Source organism: Thalassospira lucentensis, assembly GCF_032921865.1.
Lineage (GTDB): Bacteria > Pseudomonadota > Alphaproteobacteria > Rhodospirillales > Thalassospiraceae > Thalassospira > Thalassospira lucentensis_A.
Genome location: NZ_CP136684.1, coordinates 2,672,807 through 2,689,740 on the forward strand (window position 1 = coordinate 2,672,807; position 16,934 = coordinate 2,689,740).

Here is a 16,934-nt window from a genome sequence, read left to right on the forward strand (position 1 = left end):
GGCAGTTGTAGCATGGCAATAATTCGCGGGCTTTTTATCATATGCCGATCCCCAATGCGCGTTTGAGATCAAAGAGGCGCATCCAGATCGGTGGGGCTATGCCTTTGCGATGGCGGGCCAGAACATGACGCAATGTATCGCGATGGATTGTAGTTTGGATGGATGCAAAGTGGCGGGTTGCGGGATCGGTATTTCGCGTGATCAATGGAAGATCCAACCGCCAGATTGTAGTCTCGCCATGCTGGGCAGCCCGCAGGTAAAAATCAAGATCAATGCAACATGGCAAGTCCGGATCGTATCCGCCCGCCTGTTGCCAGATATCGCGATGGAAAGCCAGAGATGAATGGTGCAGCGGATTGCTGCGATAAAGCCGTGCTGCGGGTATTTCGCGCCATTGATTGCGGCAAGTTTTTGCCTGTGCCTGTATTTTCTGTCCGGCTGTGAAGGCGAGTACGTGCGGATGGGCACGTAAAATGCCGGTTTGTATCGACAGTCGGTCGGGATGGGAAAAATCGTCGATATCCTGAATGGCGATCAGGTTGGTCGTGGCATGTGAAATGGCGAGATTGAGCGCAGCGCCCCTGCCAATCGGGTTGGTTCGGATAAGTTGGGCCTGCTTTAATCCATCGGGAAGTATGACGCGATTGGTCGATCCGTCGTCAACGATTACCGCACAGTCCTGCGGGCGCAGAATATCCGATAGATTGGCAAAATAGCGATCCAGAAAGGCATCGCCATTTCGAACCGTGGTGATCACGGTGATCGCATCATCCTGGGTCATGACGGGTTCCAGACAATGCGAAGTGTTGCGGTGCTTTGGTTTGGCACAAAGATCGTTTTGACCAGGCCGGTCACAGCAAACAGGCCATCATCGGCAATCTGGAGCGGATGATCGGCGATCAGGTGCAGGTTCAAATCGGGGAAATCAATCCGGTTTCCTGCGGGTTTTTCAAAGGCCAAACCGGAGGGGACCAGCAGGCGGAACAGGTGTAGGCCCGATGAGTCGTCTGCCCGGACCTGATCATGGATGACAATTTCGTCCTCATGGAATGTGATGCTCCGCCGCCCCCGGAACCCTGCCAGCCTGAAAGCGATGTTTACTGTGGTATCGTTGACGGTGCCCGATGTGAATGCCCCGAAAGCCTCGTGACCGGCAAAAGCGGGAAGAGGCTGGGATGCCGGGCTATAAAGGCTTGGAAAATCTTCTTCGCCACCGGTGGGTGGGACAAAGACATGGCCGTTCGTGATCAGGACCGGTGCGGGGGTGACATCATAAGATGCCTTTCCGCGCAGGCACATGCGGGCGTTATAATGGCGGGTATCCTTGATCAGAAGGAGATCGGCCTTGGCGGTGGAGTGATTGGTTGGCACAGATTTGGGGATGGTATCCATTGTCGCGCGCAGCAGCCAGAAAGCAGAAAAGGCCAGATAATCGTAATGCCGGTTATAGCTGTACCAGCCCGGTGTTTGCGGATTATTCGGGCCGGGATCATGCGGCAAAGGATTGGGGGCAAGAAGTTTCAGCGGCAATGTCTCGGTTAGCAATAGTGTCTGTTCAAGGCGAAACAGGATGGCTTCGGCCTCAACGCGATAGCCATGTTTGAGGAGGGTATAAAGGGCGGTGACGGTGCCAAAGCTTTGCCCGGCACCGCGCCCGACAAGGTTTGGGATACCTGTTGTTCCGCAAATTCGGGCGATCAGATCGGTGGCCTTTGCCGCGATTTCGCGTTGGGCTGGAATGGGGCTATCGGTCAGCAAGGCTGCACAGAAGGCGTGATACTGGGCTGAAAAGCAGCCGGGGCGATCCATGAAAACCGGCGCACGCCAGAAGCGGGTGCGGATGTAAAGCCAGTCGAGTTCGGCGCGCAGTTTATCGTGCCATGAACCGGATTGTCGGATGCGCATGCCAAGGATGCGCCAGTTTGCGACACGCGGTGATTGGTAGAGGGCGTTTCGCAAGATGGCATTGCGGGTTTCGAAGTTTATGTCCGGGCACCTTTCCAGTGCGTATTCGATGAATTCACGGTGATAGAGGTGGTCCTGTTTTTCGTTTTTCAGGGCGTTTATTGCCGAGATGCTTTTCGGATGATGGCGGGCATCACCCAGATTTTGCCAAAGGGCAAGGGCATAGGCCTTGGCGTAAAAGCTGTGCTGCACGAAGTTGCCGTCCTCTCCTTGATGATCGGCCATTTGATCGGCGAGCAGCCGGGCGAGGCGAAGGCAGCGTTCCTGCAGATCGGAGTGGGTTACCGGAAGTGACATGTGACCTCCAGCAACAGGGACTGACCGGATTTCAGGTTATTGAGCGGCACGGCCTGTATTTCGGGGCAGTGCCGGCCAAGTCGTTCGCGCAATCGCCAGAAGAGGGCCTTGCCGCCCGGACATTTCCAGACCAGATGCGCAAACCAATGCGGGGCGGACAGGGTGAAAAATCGGTTGGCCCAACGCAGCCAGACGTAATCAACCGGATCAATGGGCAGCAGGCGGGCGTGAATGATCCAGTGATCGCCCTGATCGCGCAGGTACATATTAGGCGCAAAGCGGCCTGCCCCGTCGTGACGATCAAGGGTGACGGATAAGACCGTGCCATCGGTCCCGGTCAGTTGGGCGGTGTGGACGGGGTAAAGGCGGTATCTGTCACTGTTGGTGTGGCGAAATTTGCGACCGGCAATTTCGCCGGTTTGAATGGCGGATTTGTCACAGACCAGTCGGATGACGGCATCCTGCAGTAGCCCATCGCGAAGGGCGGTGAGTGTCGCCCGGATGTGCAGCGTGTTCGGATCTGTTTGGCGGGCGTGGTAATCAAGTGCCCAGTCGCCTTCGGCAAGCTGCCAATAATCGCCATTTTGGTGCGCATTGCGGCACTGATCGGTCAGGGTCAGAAAGGACCGCCGATCAGAGCATTCAAAGCCCCATGGTCCGAAGCGGATATCGCCATACTGACCTGTGACAAGGCGGTCATTGATGATTTTGGCCTGCAATTTCTTCATGCCGGTTTGCTGCGCAAAAGGGGATTGCGGTAACAGACCAAGATCAGAATCAGGCAGAAGGTCAGGCGAAGCTGCATGACGATCATGGCGTCGGCTTCTTGGGTAAAAGCCGGAAGAACCGCGCCAGAGAAGACCAATAGAGCAAGGCAAAGCCATCCGGGGAACAGCCGGTTTTCCGTTTCCTGCGAGATCAGGGTTTGACGCGAGATCATGGCGAGAAGTACGGGCCAGAAGGCACCTGTGTGCAGCAAGGTAACGAGGTCGGCATTGGTCGTGCCGTAAAATAGCAGGACAAGCGTTTCGGGGATGAACAGTAGTATCGCAGTCATGGCAAGCGGCGGTGTGACAAGCCAGATATCACGGAGCAACCCGGCCTGTCGTTTGGCAAATAATGCTGCTGAAATGCTGGCGATGATGGCCGCTGTGATCAGGAAAATGCGTTGGGCCAACATCAGATTGTCGTGCGCTGCATCGGGCAGGTTTTGACCGAGCAATACGAAATCAAGATTGGGCAGTGCCCCGGCAAGCAGGGTGAAACCGATCATATTGATCACATGGTTACGGGTGAGTTTGCTGACAGCGGTTTGCTGGGGGGCTTGTTCGCGCAGCGCAAAGAGGGAGCCTGCGATCAGGCTTGCCAGTGATACTGCGGGGGCGATGGCAAAGAGGGCAAGATTGCTGTCGGTTGCAATGGCAATGATGGCGATGACAACCCCGGCGATCTGGCCGAAAACCGCAATCAGGGCGATTTTGGAAAGCTGACCTCGTCCGGTGATAATCCAGTCCGGGGCAAGGGCTGCGGTAAGTGGCATCAGCAGGATCGGCGACAGGGGGATATCGGTGGTGGTGATTACGAACGCGGTTGCCACAAATGCCAAAGCCACACGCAGAGTGCAGATGCCGACTATCATCTTGATCTGGCTCGTTTGATAGAGCCTGATCAGAAGCGGGCCGCATCCGGCCTGCGCGATGGTTACGGCAAGCCCGATGGTGGCAAGGGCGGTGAAATAACCGGCAAGCTGATCTGGCGCAAAATGATGGCCGATCAAAAGCAGAATGACCATGCCACCAAGGCGCGCAACCAGATTGGCGATCAAAAGCCACAGGGGATACAGCCTATGCATGGCGAACAAGCACCCTGTCATAGGCGGCCTCAACCCGGTTGCCATAGCCTTGCATGATGTCGGCAGATATCTGATGACGGGCGGCTTTGCCAAGGGATTTGCGTTTGATGGGATTTGCTTGAAGGTCATGGATGGCGTCGGCAAGCGCCTCGCTATTGCGTGGCGAGATCAGGATGCCGGTTTGGTCATGTTTGATCGGGCTTCCGGCATCCGGGGTTGCGATCACGGCACATCCGGCGGCCATGGCTTCGAGCACGGCAAGGCTGCTGCCTTCCGACAGGCTGGGGAACACAAAGATATCAGCGGCGGCCAAATGACGGGGTAGCTCTGTTTGCGGGAGTGGACCGTGCCAGACGCAGCCCTGTGGCAGTTTGGCAGGATAGGCAAGGGCACAAGGCTGGGCTGGGCCGATCAGGTCCAGCGTGATGGTCGGACCAAGTCGGGTGCGCAGGGTTCGAAAGGCTTCGATCAATATCCGGATGCCCTTGGCAATCGAGATATTGCCGACATAAAGCAGGTGGATGAAGCTGCGCCTTTGCATTGGGCGTTTGCAGTTTAAAAGCTGTGTGCACAGACCGGAGGAAAAGGGCACCAGATGAATGCGGGCGGGATTGATGCCGCATTCCTCAAGCCCAGCAGCGACCGCATCGGAGGGCGCAAAGACCCCATCGGCAAAGCGGGCTTCGGCGATCCGGCGGTGGGCAAGGAAGTTCGATATCTCGCGATAACGCAAACCGTGATGGCGATATTCATCAGCAAGCTGGCGTTGGCGGACAGGGGCAAGCTGGCCGGTGACATCGGAAATGATTGCCATGCCATGGGTGCGGGCGGCGCGCATGGCAGGCAGGCTGTAATTCCCCTGTCCATGCAGGATGCGGGCATCAGGCATATGGATACGCGCCAGCAACGACAGCGGCAGATCGGAATAAAGGTTGCGCGCGGGCAGCCCCAGTTTTTTGGCGGCCTTGCCCAGCAGATCGGGCAGAAGATGGCGACCGGGAATAGAGGCAAGTATCGGGTCGACATACCGTGTCGGAGGCGTGATCAGGCCATTGCCGTCGTGGCGCCAGAAACTGTCCCAGCGGACCAGCCGGTTATGGTGTGCCAGATGGGTAGCGAGAATGCGGAACTGGTCATTGCGGCCGATCATCCAGACGGGGGCGTCGGTCTTGGGAAGGTGTTGATGCATCAGGCGGCCTCCGTCCGTCTCGTCGCCATCAGGCTGGCCTGCCAGAGTGTTTCGGCGTGATGGGCGGGATTGTTGCGGGTGATGCGCGAATGCTGCGCGGTTTGCGTTTTCTGCCATGCTGCCTGATCGCGAAGCAGTCTGGTGGCCACATCAATCCACGCGGGCAGGATCTTGCAAGGCAGGATTTCAGGCGATCCTAGAACATCACGGGCGCAGCCGACCCGATTGCTCGCCAGTGCGACCGAACCACACGCAATCGCCTCGATCACGGTGACGCCATAGGCGTCATTGAGGCTGGGCAAAAGGCAAAGCTTGGCTTGTTGGTAAAAAGTCGGAAGTTTCGAGGGTGTGACATTTTCCACAAGGTTGGTAACCGCGCTTAACCCCATGCGGGTCAATCGGCCAGTAATATCATTGTGATGGTTCGCTCCGACGATCAGGATGTTTTTGGCAGTCCCATTGCGATGAAGCTGGCTTGCGATTTCAAGGAAGGTATCAAAGCCTTTGAGTCGTGTAGGTCGCCCGCACCACAGAAGATCGACTGGACGATGATCAAGGCCCAACCGATGATCGGGGGGCGTGAAGGATGGCGGGATCGGCGCGATCAAGATGTCGGTGCCGGTCTTGCCGAAACGGGCAAACCAGTCATGGCCGTTTTTCCCTGCTGCGATGCAGATTTTGGCGCGCGCGATCATCGTACGCCGGATGCTTTCCCTCAGCGGATTTTGATATGCCGCATCTGACACTGCCCAGCCATCAAACTGCACGATGGTCGGGATATTGTGCCGATCGGCGTAACGATGCGCCTGCCATTGTGCAGGGCCAAATCCGGCAAGGATCAGGATATTGGGTCGGGCGTGGTCAAGGGCACGCGTTAGTCCGAAATTAATCGCGATGACGCGGTTTTCACCAAGTGGCACCTTTACGCTGGCCAGGATCGACTGGGGAAAATCACCGGTCAGGATGGGCCATCCACGTTGCGGTTCGTGATGCTGGGTGCAGATGATACCAAGTTCACCATCCGGATCGCCGGCGCGAGCAAGGCGGGCCAGCATGCCATAAGCACGTTGCCGGTAAGGCGGAACGATATTCGTTACCAGAATGATCTTCACGCACTATCACCTTATGGTGTTTATCTTGATGACAAAACAATCATAAGTTACTTTCAATTTCAATGCTTTGTCAGATGGTTGTCGGGGCGGAAACAATTACAGCCATCGTATCGGGAGACATTGGGGAGAGATCGGCGGGGATGAACAGCGACCGACGGGCATTTTTCGGCCTTTCGCTTGATTCGAGCAGGCAGATAGAAATGGCTGATCATATCTGTGAACGCATCCATCATGAGGTCTGTTTCCGTCACCTGTCGCTAAATGCTGTCAAATTTGCGCAGGCCTGCCGGAACCGAGATCTTTGGAGGATTCTGACGCAGGCCGACTGCCTGTCTGCAGATGGCATGGGGATTGTTTGGGCAGCACGTTTGCTCGGGATTGCGGTACCCGAACGGGTGACGGGTATCGATTTGATGCAAAGCCTTTTGCCACGGTTTGAAGCGGTCGGGCATTCGGTGTTTTTACTTGGCGCACGCGCCGAAGTTCTGGATCGGCTTCAGAAAAGACTTCGTCTCGATTTTCCTCACCTCATCATCGCTGGTGCCCACCAAGGCTATGAGGCGAATGATGCCAAACTGGCCGAAATGGTGCGCAGAAGCGGGGCGGATACGGTTTTTGTCGCCCTTCCAAGCCCACGCAAAGATTCATTTGTGATCAATTACGGTGCCCAAACCGGATGCAAGTTTGTAATGGGTGTTGGTGGGGCGTTTGATGTGCTTTCTGGTGATATCAAACGGGCACCGAAAATCTGGCAACGATACGGGTTGGAATTCGCATGGCGGATGGTCTGTGCGCCGAGAGTTATGGTGCCGCGCTATGTTTGTGGTCTTGCGTGGTTTGCGAGAATTGTGATTCCTGCTGTTTTGATGCGGTTGAAGTGGCGGGTTCTCTTTGCCTGTGTATTCGCAGGTGGGGTGTTTGTTCTTGCGTCCCAAGCTGTTGCGCAATCTATTGAACCGCTCGCCGTACCATCAAGTCGCATTGACCACAAAATTCCGGAGCTAGCTGCAGAATTGGCAGACTTCCTGGTTTTCAGGACTGCCGGGGTAACTGGTGAAATTGCGTTGGCCGACATCACTCAGGAACTGATCGTTTGGTTGTTTAACGCCCTGAGAGATCAAAATGTAGGCGACGCTGGGACACCTGAAGAATGGTTTGGAAATCTCTCCGCAACAGATCTGGTTTCTGTCCTGTCGCTGCTTGAAAACGTTCTTTTCGTCGTGAAAGCGGGAATATCGGTGAGTGGTGTCGGGTTTCTGATCGAAGCCGTTTTAATAAAGTTTGTGTTTCATCTGGTTTCTGCGGACTTCAGTGCTGGGGGAGGTCGTGTGATCGAAGAGTTAAAGCGGCAATCGCCCAATATTTATTCAAGTATGGTCCAAATAAGTTTTGTGGAACAAACCTATCAGCGTTCCAAGCTTCAGGAGCGTGGAGAAGATAAAGGAGAGACCGCTGACGCCGACCACCTTTTTCTCGAATTAAAGTATTCAAAATATTACAGCAACCAGTTGCCGATCGAAAGCCAGCAGACCCCTGTATTTTATGACAATGAGTTGACCGGGGACGGGCTATACGAAATCCCGCAGTCAGTGAGCCCGCGATGAGAGATGAACGAGAGTCAGTATCCCGTATCGCATCGAAGCGTTATCTGGAAATGACCATTTCCGATCTTGTGGGGATTTTGTACCAGCGTTGCGGTGTTTTTGCGGTTTCATTCGTCGCCTTGTTGATGATGGCATCCGTTGCGATTTCATTTTTTTCGCCCGTATACAAATCGTTTGCGTCGGTCGGATTTGTTCGGGAAGAACCGGCAACAACACAAACAGATTTCCCAAAAGCGGTTTGGCCAAACGCAGCCGAATTCGTTGAAACCCGAATGGAGATGATTGTTGGCAACGAAACGTTGTCGACGGTTATGTCGATTTTGCGCGGACAAGGTATCATTTTTTCGCAGGAAGCAAACGTGCAAGGAAACTTCCTGCGCAGAATATTCGGCAATGATCAGGGTTTTATCGCACCAGATGCCAAAGTTTCTGACGAGATTGATAAAGATGTCGAAGCTTTGAGAAGACGGATCGATGTAGAGAGGATAGGAAATTCGACCGTCATTCAAATCGGAGTTACGGATGATGATCCTGAACGAGCCTACCAGATCGTGTCGGCGGTGGCGGAGAGCTTTGTTTGGTTGCGAAATAATGAAATTCGCCGGGGCATGGACAACCAGTTAACTGTGATTCAAAGGCAATTGGATGAAGCTAGAGAGAGGTTGGAAACTGTTGAGCAGCGTCATGCCGACTGGGAAAAGTCTTCCGGTAACATTGCTGATAGAGAAAGAGAACTGATCCTTGAGCGGATTTATGATCTCAATGCCGAACTTGACACTGCCTTTCAGGAAAAAGAAGCGGCAAGGATGCTTTTCGAAAAGCGTCAGGCTATAAAATCCAGTGAGGAATTGCTGGCTCTTCCCGATATTGCCAAGGACGATCAGGTTCGTGATCTTCAGATGAAATACGAGGTTTTGCAGCAGAACTACGCCGAATTGGAACAGAGATATCAACCTGCTCACCCTTCGATGGTTCGTATCACCGGGGAAATCTGGAGTGTTCAGCAAACCCTTGCAAAGGCACTAGAACGTTCAGCGCGTCAGATTGACTTCGGTAATGCCAATGCTCAGGCTCGCTATGAACTTGTTCTGAAACAGCTTGTGCGATGGAAGAAAGAACTCGTTAAAAAACACGAGGCTTTGGCCGGACAGGGAGTGCTTGAAAGAGATGTCGAGGAAGCAAAGCGGACCGTCGAGCTTTTAGGGGCTCGCGAACAGGAAATTCTATCATCAATCGCCGAGCTGAAGCCCGATACGCTTCTGCTGCAGCTTCCTTCAGTGCCGCTTTATCCCGAGTTCCCCGGGAAGAACGATCTTTGGATCGCGGGTGTTCTTGCTGCTTTGCTTGTTTCCGTCTTGATCGTGATTTTGCGTGATTATTTTGATCAGGCAATAAGGAGTGATGAAGATCTGAAACGTGTTTTTCTTTTGCCGGTGTTAGGGAGAGTGCCGTTAAGTCGCGATAATTCGCAATATCTCGAAATCGGCGAAACGACAGAAGAAGCGTTGGGGCATCTTATTGTACTGACCGAAATGATGCGAACCGACCCCGATCCTCGACAGCCGGATGCAGGTAAGGCGCAGGTGATTTGCGTCGGTTCGGCAAGTCCAAATGAGGGTAAAAGCCGTCTTTCAGCTCAACTGGCACTATCATATGCCCGGCGCGGATTTAAGACCCTTTTGCTTGACGGTGATTTGCGACGCCCGGGACATCTTTCGTCTATTGTCGGAATTCCCGACTTTTCAGACGTTTTTATCGGCGAAGAGGATATTTCAGTTCTTGTATCCAAGGTGACCAAGGTTGATCGAAATCTGGATTATCTTGGTGCCAGAGATGGATTGCCTGGTGTGCTGGCAACGCAGTTGATCGAAAGTCGGTTTGGAGCTTTGACTGCAATCATGCGCTCAAGCTATGACAGGATCGTCATTGATACACCGCCCGTTCTTATGGTGGCAGATTCTGTAACCCTGATGCGGTTGGCTGACGTACGGTTGATGGTTGTGCGCAACAATTTCAGTCGACGGCCAGATGTTATGAGAGCACTGGATCAGTTCGGAATCGCTGAATGCTCCCCTGATGGTCTGGTGTTAATGGCCGCTGATACCCCGAAAACGTATGGCTATAGGACTGACACGGTTTGGGGAACATAAAGGATGGGGCGTTCTCTGCTTCTTTTGGTCTCTGGCATAATATTGGTGTTGGTCGGAACGGTTGGTTTGGTTCGCGAATTCGATGTGCTGACCGGAGTAAAGCCAAATGACGTCCAGCTGGCATTTCGGGATGGGGAAGGTTTGCTTCGCTATGCTGATCGTCAGCAACGATTTGATCTTTTCCGTTCAGGGAACTGGGCGGAGCTACTGGAAATCCTAAAGAAGCATCAAAAAGATGAACCATTTGATCCCAACCGAATGGCCCTGCATGCAGTTGCAAGTGCACAAATCGGGGGAGCTAATCCCTTGGCGATAGCGCAGGAGCTGGAAGACGCGGTTCTGATCTCGGGTAACCGTCCAGATATTGTGAGACTTCGCAACCTTGCGCTTTCGGCGCTGCTTCAAGACCGGACAGAACCGATAGGAACGGCAGAATGAGCGCCGGGAGAGAGGCAACCCAGCCAAGACTGGCCATGATGCCGCTCAGAATGGCGAGGGTGATCAGCAGGGTCCGGTCGGCTCTGTTTCCCGTGTTTCGGATCGCCCGGATTAATCGGTGCAGGATGAACCCGACAATCAGGATCGTGGCGGGGATGCCGAAAGCAAGGGCAGCGTCAAGCCACAGGTTATGGCTGCTGAACCATGCGGCGTTGCGGTTCAGGCCGGTGGTGGCGAAATGATCCATTACCAGTGTGATAGCATCGGGGCCAAAACCGACAAGCGGGCGATGGGATATTGCGATGAATGCGGTTTGCCATGCTTCGTCGCGCTGGATCAGATCAAGTCGTGCCAGTTCGGCGAAACGATTGCCGAGGTCGGGTACCATCGCGGCAACAAGTGTCAGGATCGCCAGCATGCTGATGATAGTCAGGATTGGGTAAGCAGCGCGCCAAATTCCGGTCTGGAAATGGGCTGGACGATAAAGGATTGCGAAACTCGCGACTGCGATGGCAAGGGCCACAACGGCACTGCGCGAATGACTTTCGATCAGGGCGACGGTGAAAATCAGGGCAAGGGCGATCCAGCCGCCTGCATGGTCGATCCGCTGTCCGGTCGTGGTGGCACTTTTGCGGCAAAACAGGTACAGGCAGCACAAAATGGCAATTGCCATCAACCCGCCAAAGGCATTGCGATTGGCAAAGGTGCCTGTCCAGTCGCCAAGATGAGCCTGCTTGGAAAACCAGTAGGTGGTTTCAATCGCCATCACATCGGCAAAGGCCGCAAGGACGGCCTGAATGGATGCGGAAACCACCACGGCAATGGCGATATGGCGGATAAAAGCCCGGCTCTGGCTTCGGGCATTCTGAGCGGCCAGAATGCAGGTGCCGACCAACCAGACGATATTGCCGACCATGGATTGCAACGCATGCGGATAGAGGGCGATACGGGGCGCATCAAAGGGCAGGGGCTGGATCGGCCAGATTGGTATTGCCTGCAATACCAGCCACAGGGAAACAAGTGCCCCGGCGATGATAATATGCCGAATGCCGGGCGTGAGTTCCGCCCTGCTGCGCCATCCGGTGATGATCAGGCCGATGCCGGTCAGAATGGTCAGCACCGCCATCGCCCATGGTCGTCCCCCGCCCAGCAGAAGCGGCGCCAGAACGATTTGCGATGTCAGACAGAATTGTCCCAGTCGTGGCATCGGCATCCCGAAAACATCCGTGATTACAATGCGATCACGATAACGGAGTTTGGTGGGTTTGTCCTGTGGTGTGACGGGGCCAGTTTCGGGTGGGGATGTTTATGGCCGAACTGAACCTGCGATCGGGTCGGAACGCGCCCCTAACAGGTGTTTCTATATCCGTCATCTTGCCGGGTACCTTCGCAATGCTGGTATCCCTTTGGCTGACCGGGTTCGGCGGGATGGCGTCGAAGCTTGTTTTGATCGGATTCTGGGGTATTTGGGTATTTCCTTTGGTTTTCCGGGCTCGATTGACGGGCGATGGATTGGTCGCCTGCCTTTTGCTGTGTGGGTTGATCGCAATTGTCGGGGCTGGCAATGGTGATAGTGACGAGAAGCTGCGGCTGATCGGCAATATTTTGATCCTGCCGCTGGGGTTGGTTTGCGGGATTTGTCTCGGGCGGGAGTGTTTGCGCGTCATGGTACCCGCACTTGCGGTTTATCTGCCGGTTGCCAGTGTTTTTCAGGCAACGCACGAGGGATGGCGGCTTAATCACCCGTTTTTGTTTCTGGGGTTGTTTGTGCTGGCTTGTGTGATGGCGCGGCCTGCACGTGGTGTCATCGGCGCGATCAGCGGCATCGCCGTCTTATTGAGTCAGACGCGGATTGCGGTTCTGGCACTTGTGATTGCTCTGCTTGGGCGTGTGCGGTTTTCGCATGCGATGACCTGGTTTTTGGGGATACCGGTTTTGCTCGGCGTAATGGTGATGGCAGCTATCTGGCTGCCGCGTCTCCTGATGACCCATGGCAGCGGGAGATTGGCGTTCTGGCAGATGTTTTGGGATGATTGGTTACAGGCTGACACCGTTCGGCAGTGGCTTGGTTTTGGCGCGGGAAGTGTAGAGGCAGTTTTGCAGCGGTTGCCATCTGCAGCGGCTTTTGGCGCGCTGCATAACGACCATTTCCGCATCCTTTTCGAGACGGGATTGATCGGTATAATTCTTTGGGTGATGGGCTGGGGGATGCTGATATGGCTTGCGCGGGGTTCGCGGGTGGCTGTCTGTATTCTGGCATCGGTAGCTGTAACCATGGTGACGGATAATACGCTTTCATACGGGCATTACCTGATCTGTTGCGGGATGGCCGCCGGGATCGCGATGCGGGAGGCCGTAGTTGAAAATCGATGATCTGATCGCCGTGCGCGACCGGGTGATGGTTGCGATTGTTGCCGCCGATTTTACCGGGGCCGATCCGTTTGACGGGCTTGAAAGCCGATTGTTCCGGGTAAGTGGTTTGGGGCGGTTTCGTAAGGCGCGGCTGGTGTGGTTGCAGGCGATAAAGCGTGGGCCACGGGCACTGCGCCACATCGCGATGATTCCGGCATTGCAAAACCCGAAAACATTGGCGTTGCTTTCGGGGGCGGGCGACGGTGTTCGGCTTTGCGATGTGGCGGGCAGGCTTTGCCAGATGCAAAACGAGGATGGTGGTTGGGGATATCCGTTTGCGTGGCAGGCGCGCGCCTTTTATGTGGCGCGCGGTGCGTCCAATGCGATTGTCGCGAGCTTTGCGGTTGATGCGCTAATGGCGTGGGGTATGTCCTCAACCGATCCGGTGATGCAACGTGTGGCGGGGTTTATGCGTGGGCTTTGGCGGGAGGGATATTTTGCCTATGTCGACCAAGGGAATGCCGAAATCCACAATGCCAGCCTTTGGACAGCGTGGGCATTGCATCGGATTGATCCTGATAATGAGATGAGCCAGAAGTCGGTTGCGCGGGTTTTGACTACACAGCGGCCCGATGGGGCCTGGGAATATGGCACGCGGGTGCATCATCGCTTTATTGATGGCTTTCATACCGGATACATCCTTGATCTTCTTGATCGGTTCCGCGCATCCGGGATGGTCGGGTTGGATGACGCGATCATGCGCGGATATGCGTTTTATCGCGCGGAATGCTTTGATGCGAATGGCCATCCGCGCAGCTTTGCCGGGCGGGATGGTTATGTGGATTGTCATGCGGTGGCACAAGCCATAGCGACACTTTGCCGGTTTGGTGAACTGACCGCGGCACAGAAGATTGCAGATTGGGTCTGTGATGCATTGTTTGATGCCAAGCGCGGAGTTTTTTATGCCGGGCGCTGGCGGTTTGGTGTGGATCGGCGTAATTACATGCGCTGGACGCAGGCATGGATGGTCTGGGCATTATCGATTGTGATAGAAAAGACCACGATGACAGAAGCACTCAACCCTGGCCAACCCTTGGTTTTCGAACATCCGGATCCGGCCCGGCTGGAGAAGGAGGAAGCCCTTCGTGCGCTTTCCGAGGATGCATTTCGCGACCTGTTTAAAGTGACCCGGATTGAAGCGCAGAAAATGCGGGTAAGCGGGGATATGGAAGCGCTTTATCGCCTGACGCGGGGGCTTAAAACCCTGCAACGGATTGGCGGGGAGCGGGGAATTATCCTGAATGCGCGGCGGATTAAGGCGATTACCAGCGACACGTAACCTTGCCCGTTTGCGCGTTTTGGGAAATAACCGGGGCAGATACCGGCTCCAAACCAGAAATCAGAAAGCCGTTCATGCCCAAAGCCTTTCCCGTCCTTCCGATTGATGCCGTTCTGCCTGACCTTTGTGTCCTGCTGGAAACCGGTACCAATGCGGTTTTGCAGGCCCCGCCGGGGGCTGGGAAAACGACCAAGGTTCCCTTGGCGTTGCTGGAAAGTGCATGGCGGAATGATCAGAAGATCGTGATGCTCGAACCCCGGCGGCTTGCCGCGCGGGCGGCCGCTCGCCGGATGGCCCAGTTGATGGGCGAGGGCGTCGGCGAGACAGTCGGCTATCGCGTGCGGTTTGACAGCAAGGTTTCCGCCAGAACTCGGATCGAGGTCGTGACCGAAGGTATTCTGGTGCGCATGATCCAGGACGACCCGGAACTGTCAGGCATTGGCTGCGTGATTTTTGATGAATTTCACGAACGGTCGCTTGATGCCGATCTGGGATTGGCATTGGCGATGGAAACGCAGGCCGCCCTTCGCGATGATTTGCGCATTGTCGTAATGTCGGCAACCCTTGATGGCGATCCGATTGCGGCCCTGATGGGCGGTTGCCCGGTGATCACCAGCGAAGGCCGCGCTTTTCCGGTTGAAACAAAATATATCCCGATCCGCCCCGATGCGTGGATTGATCGGGAAATGACGGCGGCGATCCGGTTGGCACTTCGCGACGAAAGCGGGTCGATCCTGGCCTTCCTGCCGGGGCAGGGGGAAATCACGCGGGTTGAGGCGGCGTTGAAAGACGGGCTTGATCCATCGGTGATCATTGCGCCGCTTTATGGCGCGATGGAAACGAGGGCACAGGATATTGCGATTGAGCCGGCCCCCGATGGCATGCGCAAGGTGGTGCTGGCGACTGCGATTGCCGAAACGTCATTAACGATTGATGGCATTCGGGTGGTGGTCGATTGCGGATTGCAGCGTTTGCCAAGATTTGACCCGGCATCGGGCATGACGCGGCTGGTGACAGTCAAATCATCGCAGGCCAGTGCCGAACAACGTCGCGGTCGTGCCGGACGATTGGAGCCGGGCGTATGTTATCGCCTGTGGGCAGAAGCCGAACATCGCGCCCGTCCGCCTTTTACCACGCCGGAAATTGCCGATGCCGATCTGGCGCCGCTGACGCTGGAGCTCGCCCGCTGGGGCGTGTCTGATCCGGCAAGCCTGCCGTGGCTGGATCAGCCCGACAGAGCAAAGATCGAACAGGCACGTGATGTGTTACGGCGGCTTGAGGCGATTGACGATGCTAACCGGATCACGCCAATGGGAACTGCGATGGCCGGATTGCCAGTGCATCCGCGGTTGGCACATATGATGTTGCGTGGCGCGCGCCTTGGACTGGACGAGGTTGCCTGTGCGCTGGCAGCACTTTTGTCGGATCGGGATTTCATGCGCGGGCGTGGGGCGGATTTAAGGCTTCGGGTCGAGGCGATTCTGGCCCGCAAGGCCCCAAAAATGATCACGGAAGCCGCAATACAGCTTGCACGGCGACTGGGCGAGGTCGCAAAGAAAGAAGTGGCGTCCGACGCAGGCAACATTGAGGTCGGCCCTGTGGATCATGCGGATCAGGTCGGGTTGCTTCTGGCATTTGCCTATCCCGACCGGATTGGCGAAAGACGCAAGGGTGCGGATGCGCGGTATCGCCTGTCGGGCGGGCGTGGCGGGATACTGGCCAATGACGATGCATTGGCGAACGAACCCTATATCGCGGTGGCGGAACTTGACGGGCAGGCGCGCGAAGCACGGATTTACCTTGCCGCACCTTTGTCGCGCGCAAATCTTGAAACCCATTTTGCCGATCAGATTTCCGAAGGAACAGAGGTCTTCTGGGAAGTGCAAAGCGATGCAGTGCAGGCACGATGGCAACGGCGGATCGGGGCGCTGGTGCTTGATGAAAAGACCACCCGTGACGAGGCCGGATCGGATGCGATTGCGACCGCGATGATCGAAGGCATTCGTCGTCTTGGCCTGCATTGTTTGCCTTGGGACAAGGCGGCCGAGGGACTGCGCGAACGGATCGCGTTCCTGCATGGGGTCGATCCGGAAAACTGGCCCGACATGAGCGACGATGCGCTTTTGGCATCGCTTGAGGATTGGCTCATGCCATATCTTGGCGGGATCAATAAACGCAGCCAGCTTAAACAGGTCAATCTGGTCGAGGCACTGTTATCGGGCATTGACTGGAACCGGCGCCAAGAGCTTGATCGTCTGGCACCGACCCACTGGACCGTGCCGACCGGATCACACATCCGCATTGATTATAGTGCTGAAACACCGGCACTTCCGGTCCGGTTGCAGGAAATGTTTGGCGCGACCGAAACTCCCAAAATCGCCGGGGGCAAGGTGGCGGTAACGTTGCATCTGCTGTCGCCAGCACAAAGGCCGCTTCAGGTAACGTCTGATCTGGTGGGGTTCTGGAAAGGCTCCTATGCGCAGGTCAAGGCCGAGATGAGGGGACGTTATCCCAAACATCACTGGCCCGACGACCCGTTGCAGGCCGAACCGACCAGACGGGTCAAAAGCCGGATGTGAGAAGACGGCCTTATCGGGCGCGGCAGGGGCTATACGCGTGTGGTGCAGGCGGGCATA

12 protein-coding genes are annotated in these 16,934 nt (G+C 55.6%); 5 read left to right on the forward strand and 7 right to left on the reverse strand.

Translation table 11 applies throughout. From position 1 onward, the window contains the following. Nucleotides 1-37 precede the first annotated feature (37 nt). Genes R1T41_RS12930 through R1T41_RS12955 form a run of 6 tightly spaced genes read right to left on the reverse strand, consistent with a single transcriptional unit; the run spans nt 38 to nt 6,415 of the window. Nucleotides 38-781 carry a glycosyltransferase gene (locus tag R1T41_RS12930; protein ID WP_317337389.1) on the reverse strand — a complete coding sequence of 248 codons (744 nt, stop codon included), beginning with the start codon at nt 779-781 and terminating at the stop codon, nt 38-40. Beyond that, nucleotides 778-2,262: a hypothetical protein gene (locus R1T41_RS12935; RefSeq protein ID WP_317337390.1), complete on the reverse strand. Its 1,485-nt coding sequence runs from the start codon at nt 2,260-2,262 to the stop codon at nt 778-780. The genes R1T41_RS12930 and R1T41_RS12935 overlap by 4 nt, the downstream gene beginning before the upstream one ends. Beyond that, the gene (locus R1T41_RS12940) at nt 2,247-2,990 is read right to left on the reverse strand and encodes a hypothetical protein (RefSeq protein ID WP_317337391.1); all 744 of its coding nucleotides are present in this window, start codon (nt 2,988-2,990) and stop codon (nt 2,247-2,249) included. The genes R1T41_RS12935 and R1T41_RS12940 overlap by 16 nt, the downstream gene beginning before the upstream one ends. Next, nucleotides 2,987-4,114 (reverse strand): hypothetical protein, encoded by a 1,128-nt coding sequence (locus R1T41_RS12945; protein WP_317337392.1) that lies wholly within the window; start codon nt 4,112-4,114, stop codon nt 2,987-2,989. The genes R1T41_RS12940 and R1T41_RS12945 overlap by 4 nt, the downstream gene beginning before the upstream one ends. Next, on the reverse strand, nt 4,107-5,303 hold the full coding sequence (locus tag R1T41_RS12950) for a glycosyltransferase family 4 protein (RefSeq protein WP_317337393.1): 1,197 nt from the start codon (nt 5,301-5,303) through the stop codon (nt 4,107-4,109). The genes R1T41_RS12945 and R1T41_RS12950 overlap by 8 nt, the downstream gene beginning before the upstream one ends. Continuing rightward, a complete protein-coding gene (locus R1T41_RS12955) occupies nt 5,303-6,415 on the reverse strand; it encodes a glycosyltransferase (protein ID WP_317337394.1) in 1,113 nt (370 codons plus the stop codon). Before R1T41_RS12955 ends, R1T41_RS12950 begins: the two co-directional genes overlap by 1 nt. 200 nt (nt 6,416-6,615) lie before the next feature. On the opposite strand from R1T41_RS12955, the gene R1T41_RS12960 reads away from it, so the two are divergent. Both R1T41_RS12960 and R1T41_RS12965 read left to right on the forward strand, forming a co-directional pair. Continuing rightward, the gene (locus R1T41_RS12960) at nt 6,616-8,019 is read left to right on the forward strand and encodes a WecB/TagA/CpsF family glycosyltransferase (RefSeq protein WP_317337395.1); all 1,404 of its coding nucleotides are present in this window, start codon (nt 6,616-6,618) and stop codon (nt 8,017-8,019) included. Next, nucleotides 8,016-10,169 carry a hypothetical protein gene (locus R1T41_RS12965; protein ID WP_317337396.1) on the forward strand — a complete coding sequence of 718 codons (2,154 nt, stop codon included), beginning with the start codon at nt 8,016-8,018 and terminating at the stop codon, nt 10,167-10,169. The genes R1T41_RS12960 and R1T41_RS12965 overlap by 4 nt, the downstream gene beginning before the upstream one ends. A gap of 298 nt (nt 10,170-10,467) precedes the next feature. On the opposite strand, the gene R1T41_RS12970 is transcribed toward R1T41_RS12965, so the two are convergent. Continuing rightward, nucleotides 10,468-11,814, reverse strand: coding sequence for an O-antigen ligase family protein (locus R1T41_RS12970; protein ID WP_317337397.1), 1,347 nt, complete (start codon nt 11,812-11,814; stop codon nt 10,468-10,470). A gap of 185 nt (nt 11,815-11,999) precedes the next feature. On the opposite strand from R1T41_RS12970, the gene R1T41_RS12975 reads away from it, so the two are divergent. The 3 genes from R1T41_RS12975 to hrpB all read left to right on the forward strand — a co-directional run bounded on the left by R1T41_RS12975 (nt 12,000) and on the right by hrpB (nt 16,877). After that, the gene (locus tag R1T41_RS12975) at nt 12,000-12,980 is read left to right on the forward strand and encodes an O-antigen ligase family protein (RefSeq protein ID WP_317337398.1); all 981 of its coding nucleotides are present in this window, start codon (nt 12,000-12,002) and stop codon (nt 12,978-12,980) included. Beyond that, nucleotides 12,967-14,298, forward strand: a complete 1,332-nt coding sequence (locus R1T41_RS12980) for a hypothetical protein (protein ID WP_317337399.1) — start codon at nt 12,967-12,969, stop codon at nt 14,296-14,298. The genes R1T41_RS12975 and R1T41_RS12980 overlap by 14 nt, the downstream gene beginning before the upstream one ends. A gap of 74 nt (nt 14,299-14,372) precedes the next feature. Continuing rightward, nucleotides 14,373-16,877: an ATP-dependent helicase HrpB gene (gene hrpB, locus R1T41_RS12985; protein ID WP_317337400.1), complete on the forward strand. Its 2,505-nt coding sequence runs from the start codon at nt 14,373-14,375 to the stop codon at nt 16,875-16,877. Nucleotides 16,878-16,934: the final 57 nt, after the last annotated feature.

Excerpts from the sequence above, each read along its gene's own strand:
- R1T41_RS12930 (WP_317337389.1), bottom strand. The coding sequence starts at position 781 with ATGACCCAGGATGATGCGATCACCGTGATCACCACGGTTCGAAATGGC.
- R1T41_RS12950 (WP_317337393.1), bottom strand. The coding sequence starts at position 5,303 with ATGCATCAACACCTTCCCAAGACCGACGCCCCCGTCTGGATGATCGGC.
- R1T41_RS12965 (WP_317337396.1), top strand. The coding sequence starts at position 8,016 with ATGAGAGATGAACGAGAGTCAGTATCCCGTATCGCATCGAAGCGTTAT.
- R1T41_RS12935 (WP_317337390.1), bottom strand. The coding sequence starts at position 2,262 with ATGTCACTTCCGGTAACCCACTCCGATCTGCAGGAACGCTGCCTTCGC.
- R1T41_RS12975 (WP_317337398.1), top strand. The coding sequence starts at position 12,000 with ATGCTGGTATCCCTTTGGCTGACCGGGTTCGGCGGGATGGCGTCGAAG.
- R1T41_RS12970 (WP_317337397.1), bottom strand. The coding sequence starts at position 11,814 with ATGCCACGACTGGGACAATTCTGTCTGACATCGCAAATCGTTCTGGCG.
- R1T41_RS12945 (WP_317337392.1), bottom strand. The coding sequence starts at position 4,114 with ATGCATAGGCTGTATCCCCTGTGGCTTTTGATCGCCAATCTGGTTGCG.
- R1T41_RS12960 (WP_317337395.1), top strand. The coding sequence starts at position 6,616 with ATGGCTGATCATATCTGTGAACGCATCCATCATGAGGTCTGTTTCCGT.
- hrpB (WP_317337400.1), top strand. The coding sequence starts at position 14,373 with ATGCCCAAAGCCTTTCCCGTCCTTCCGATTGATGCCGTTCTGCCTGAC.
- R1T41_RS12940 (WP_317337391.1), bottom strand. The coding sequence starts at position 2,990 with ATGAAGAAATTGCAGGCCAAAATCATCAATGACCGCCTTGTCACAGGT.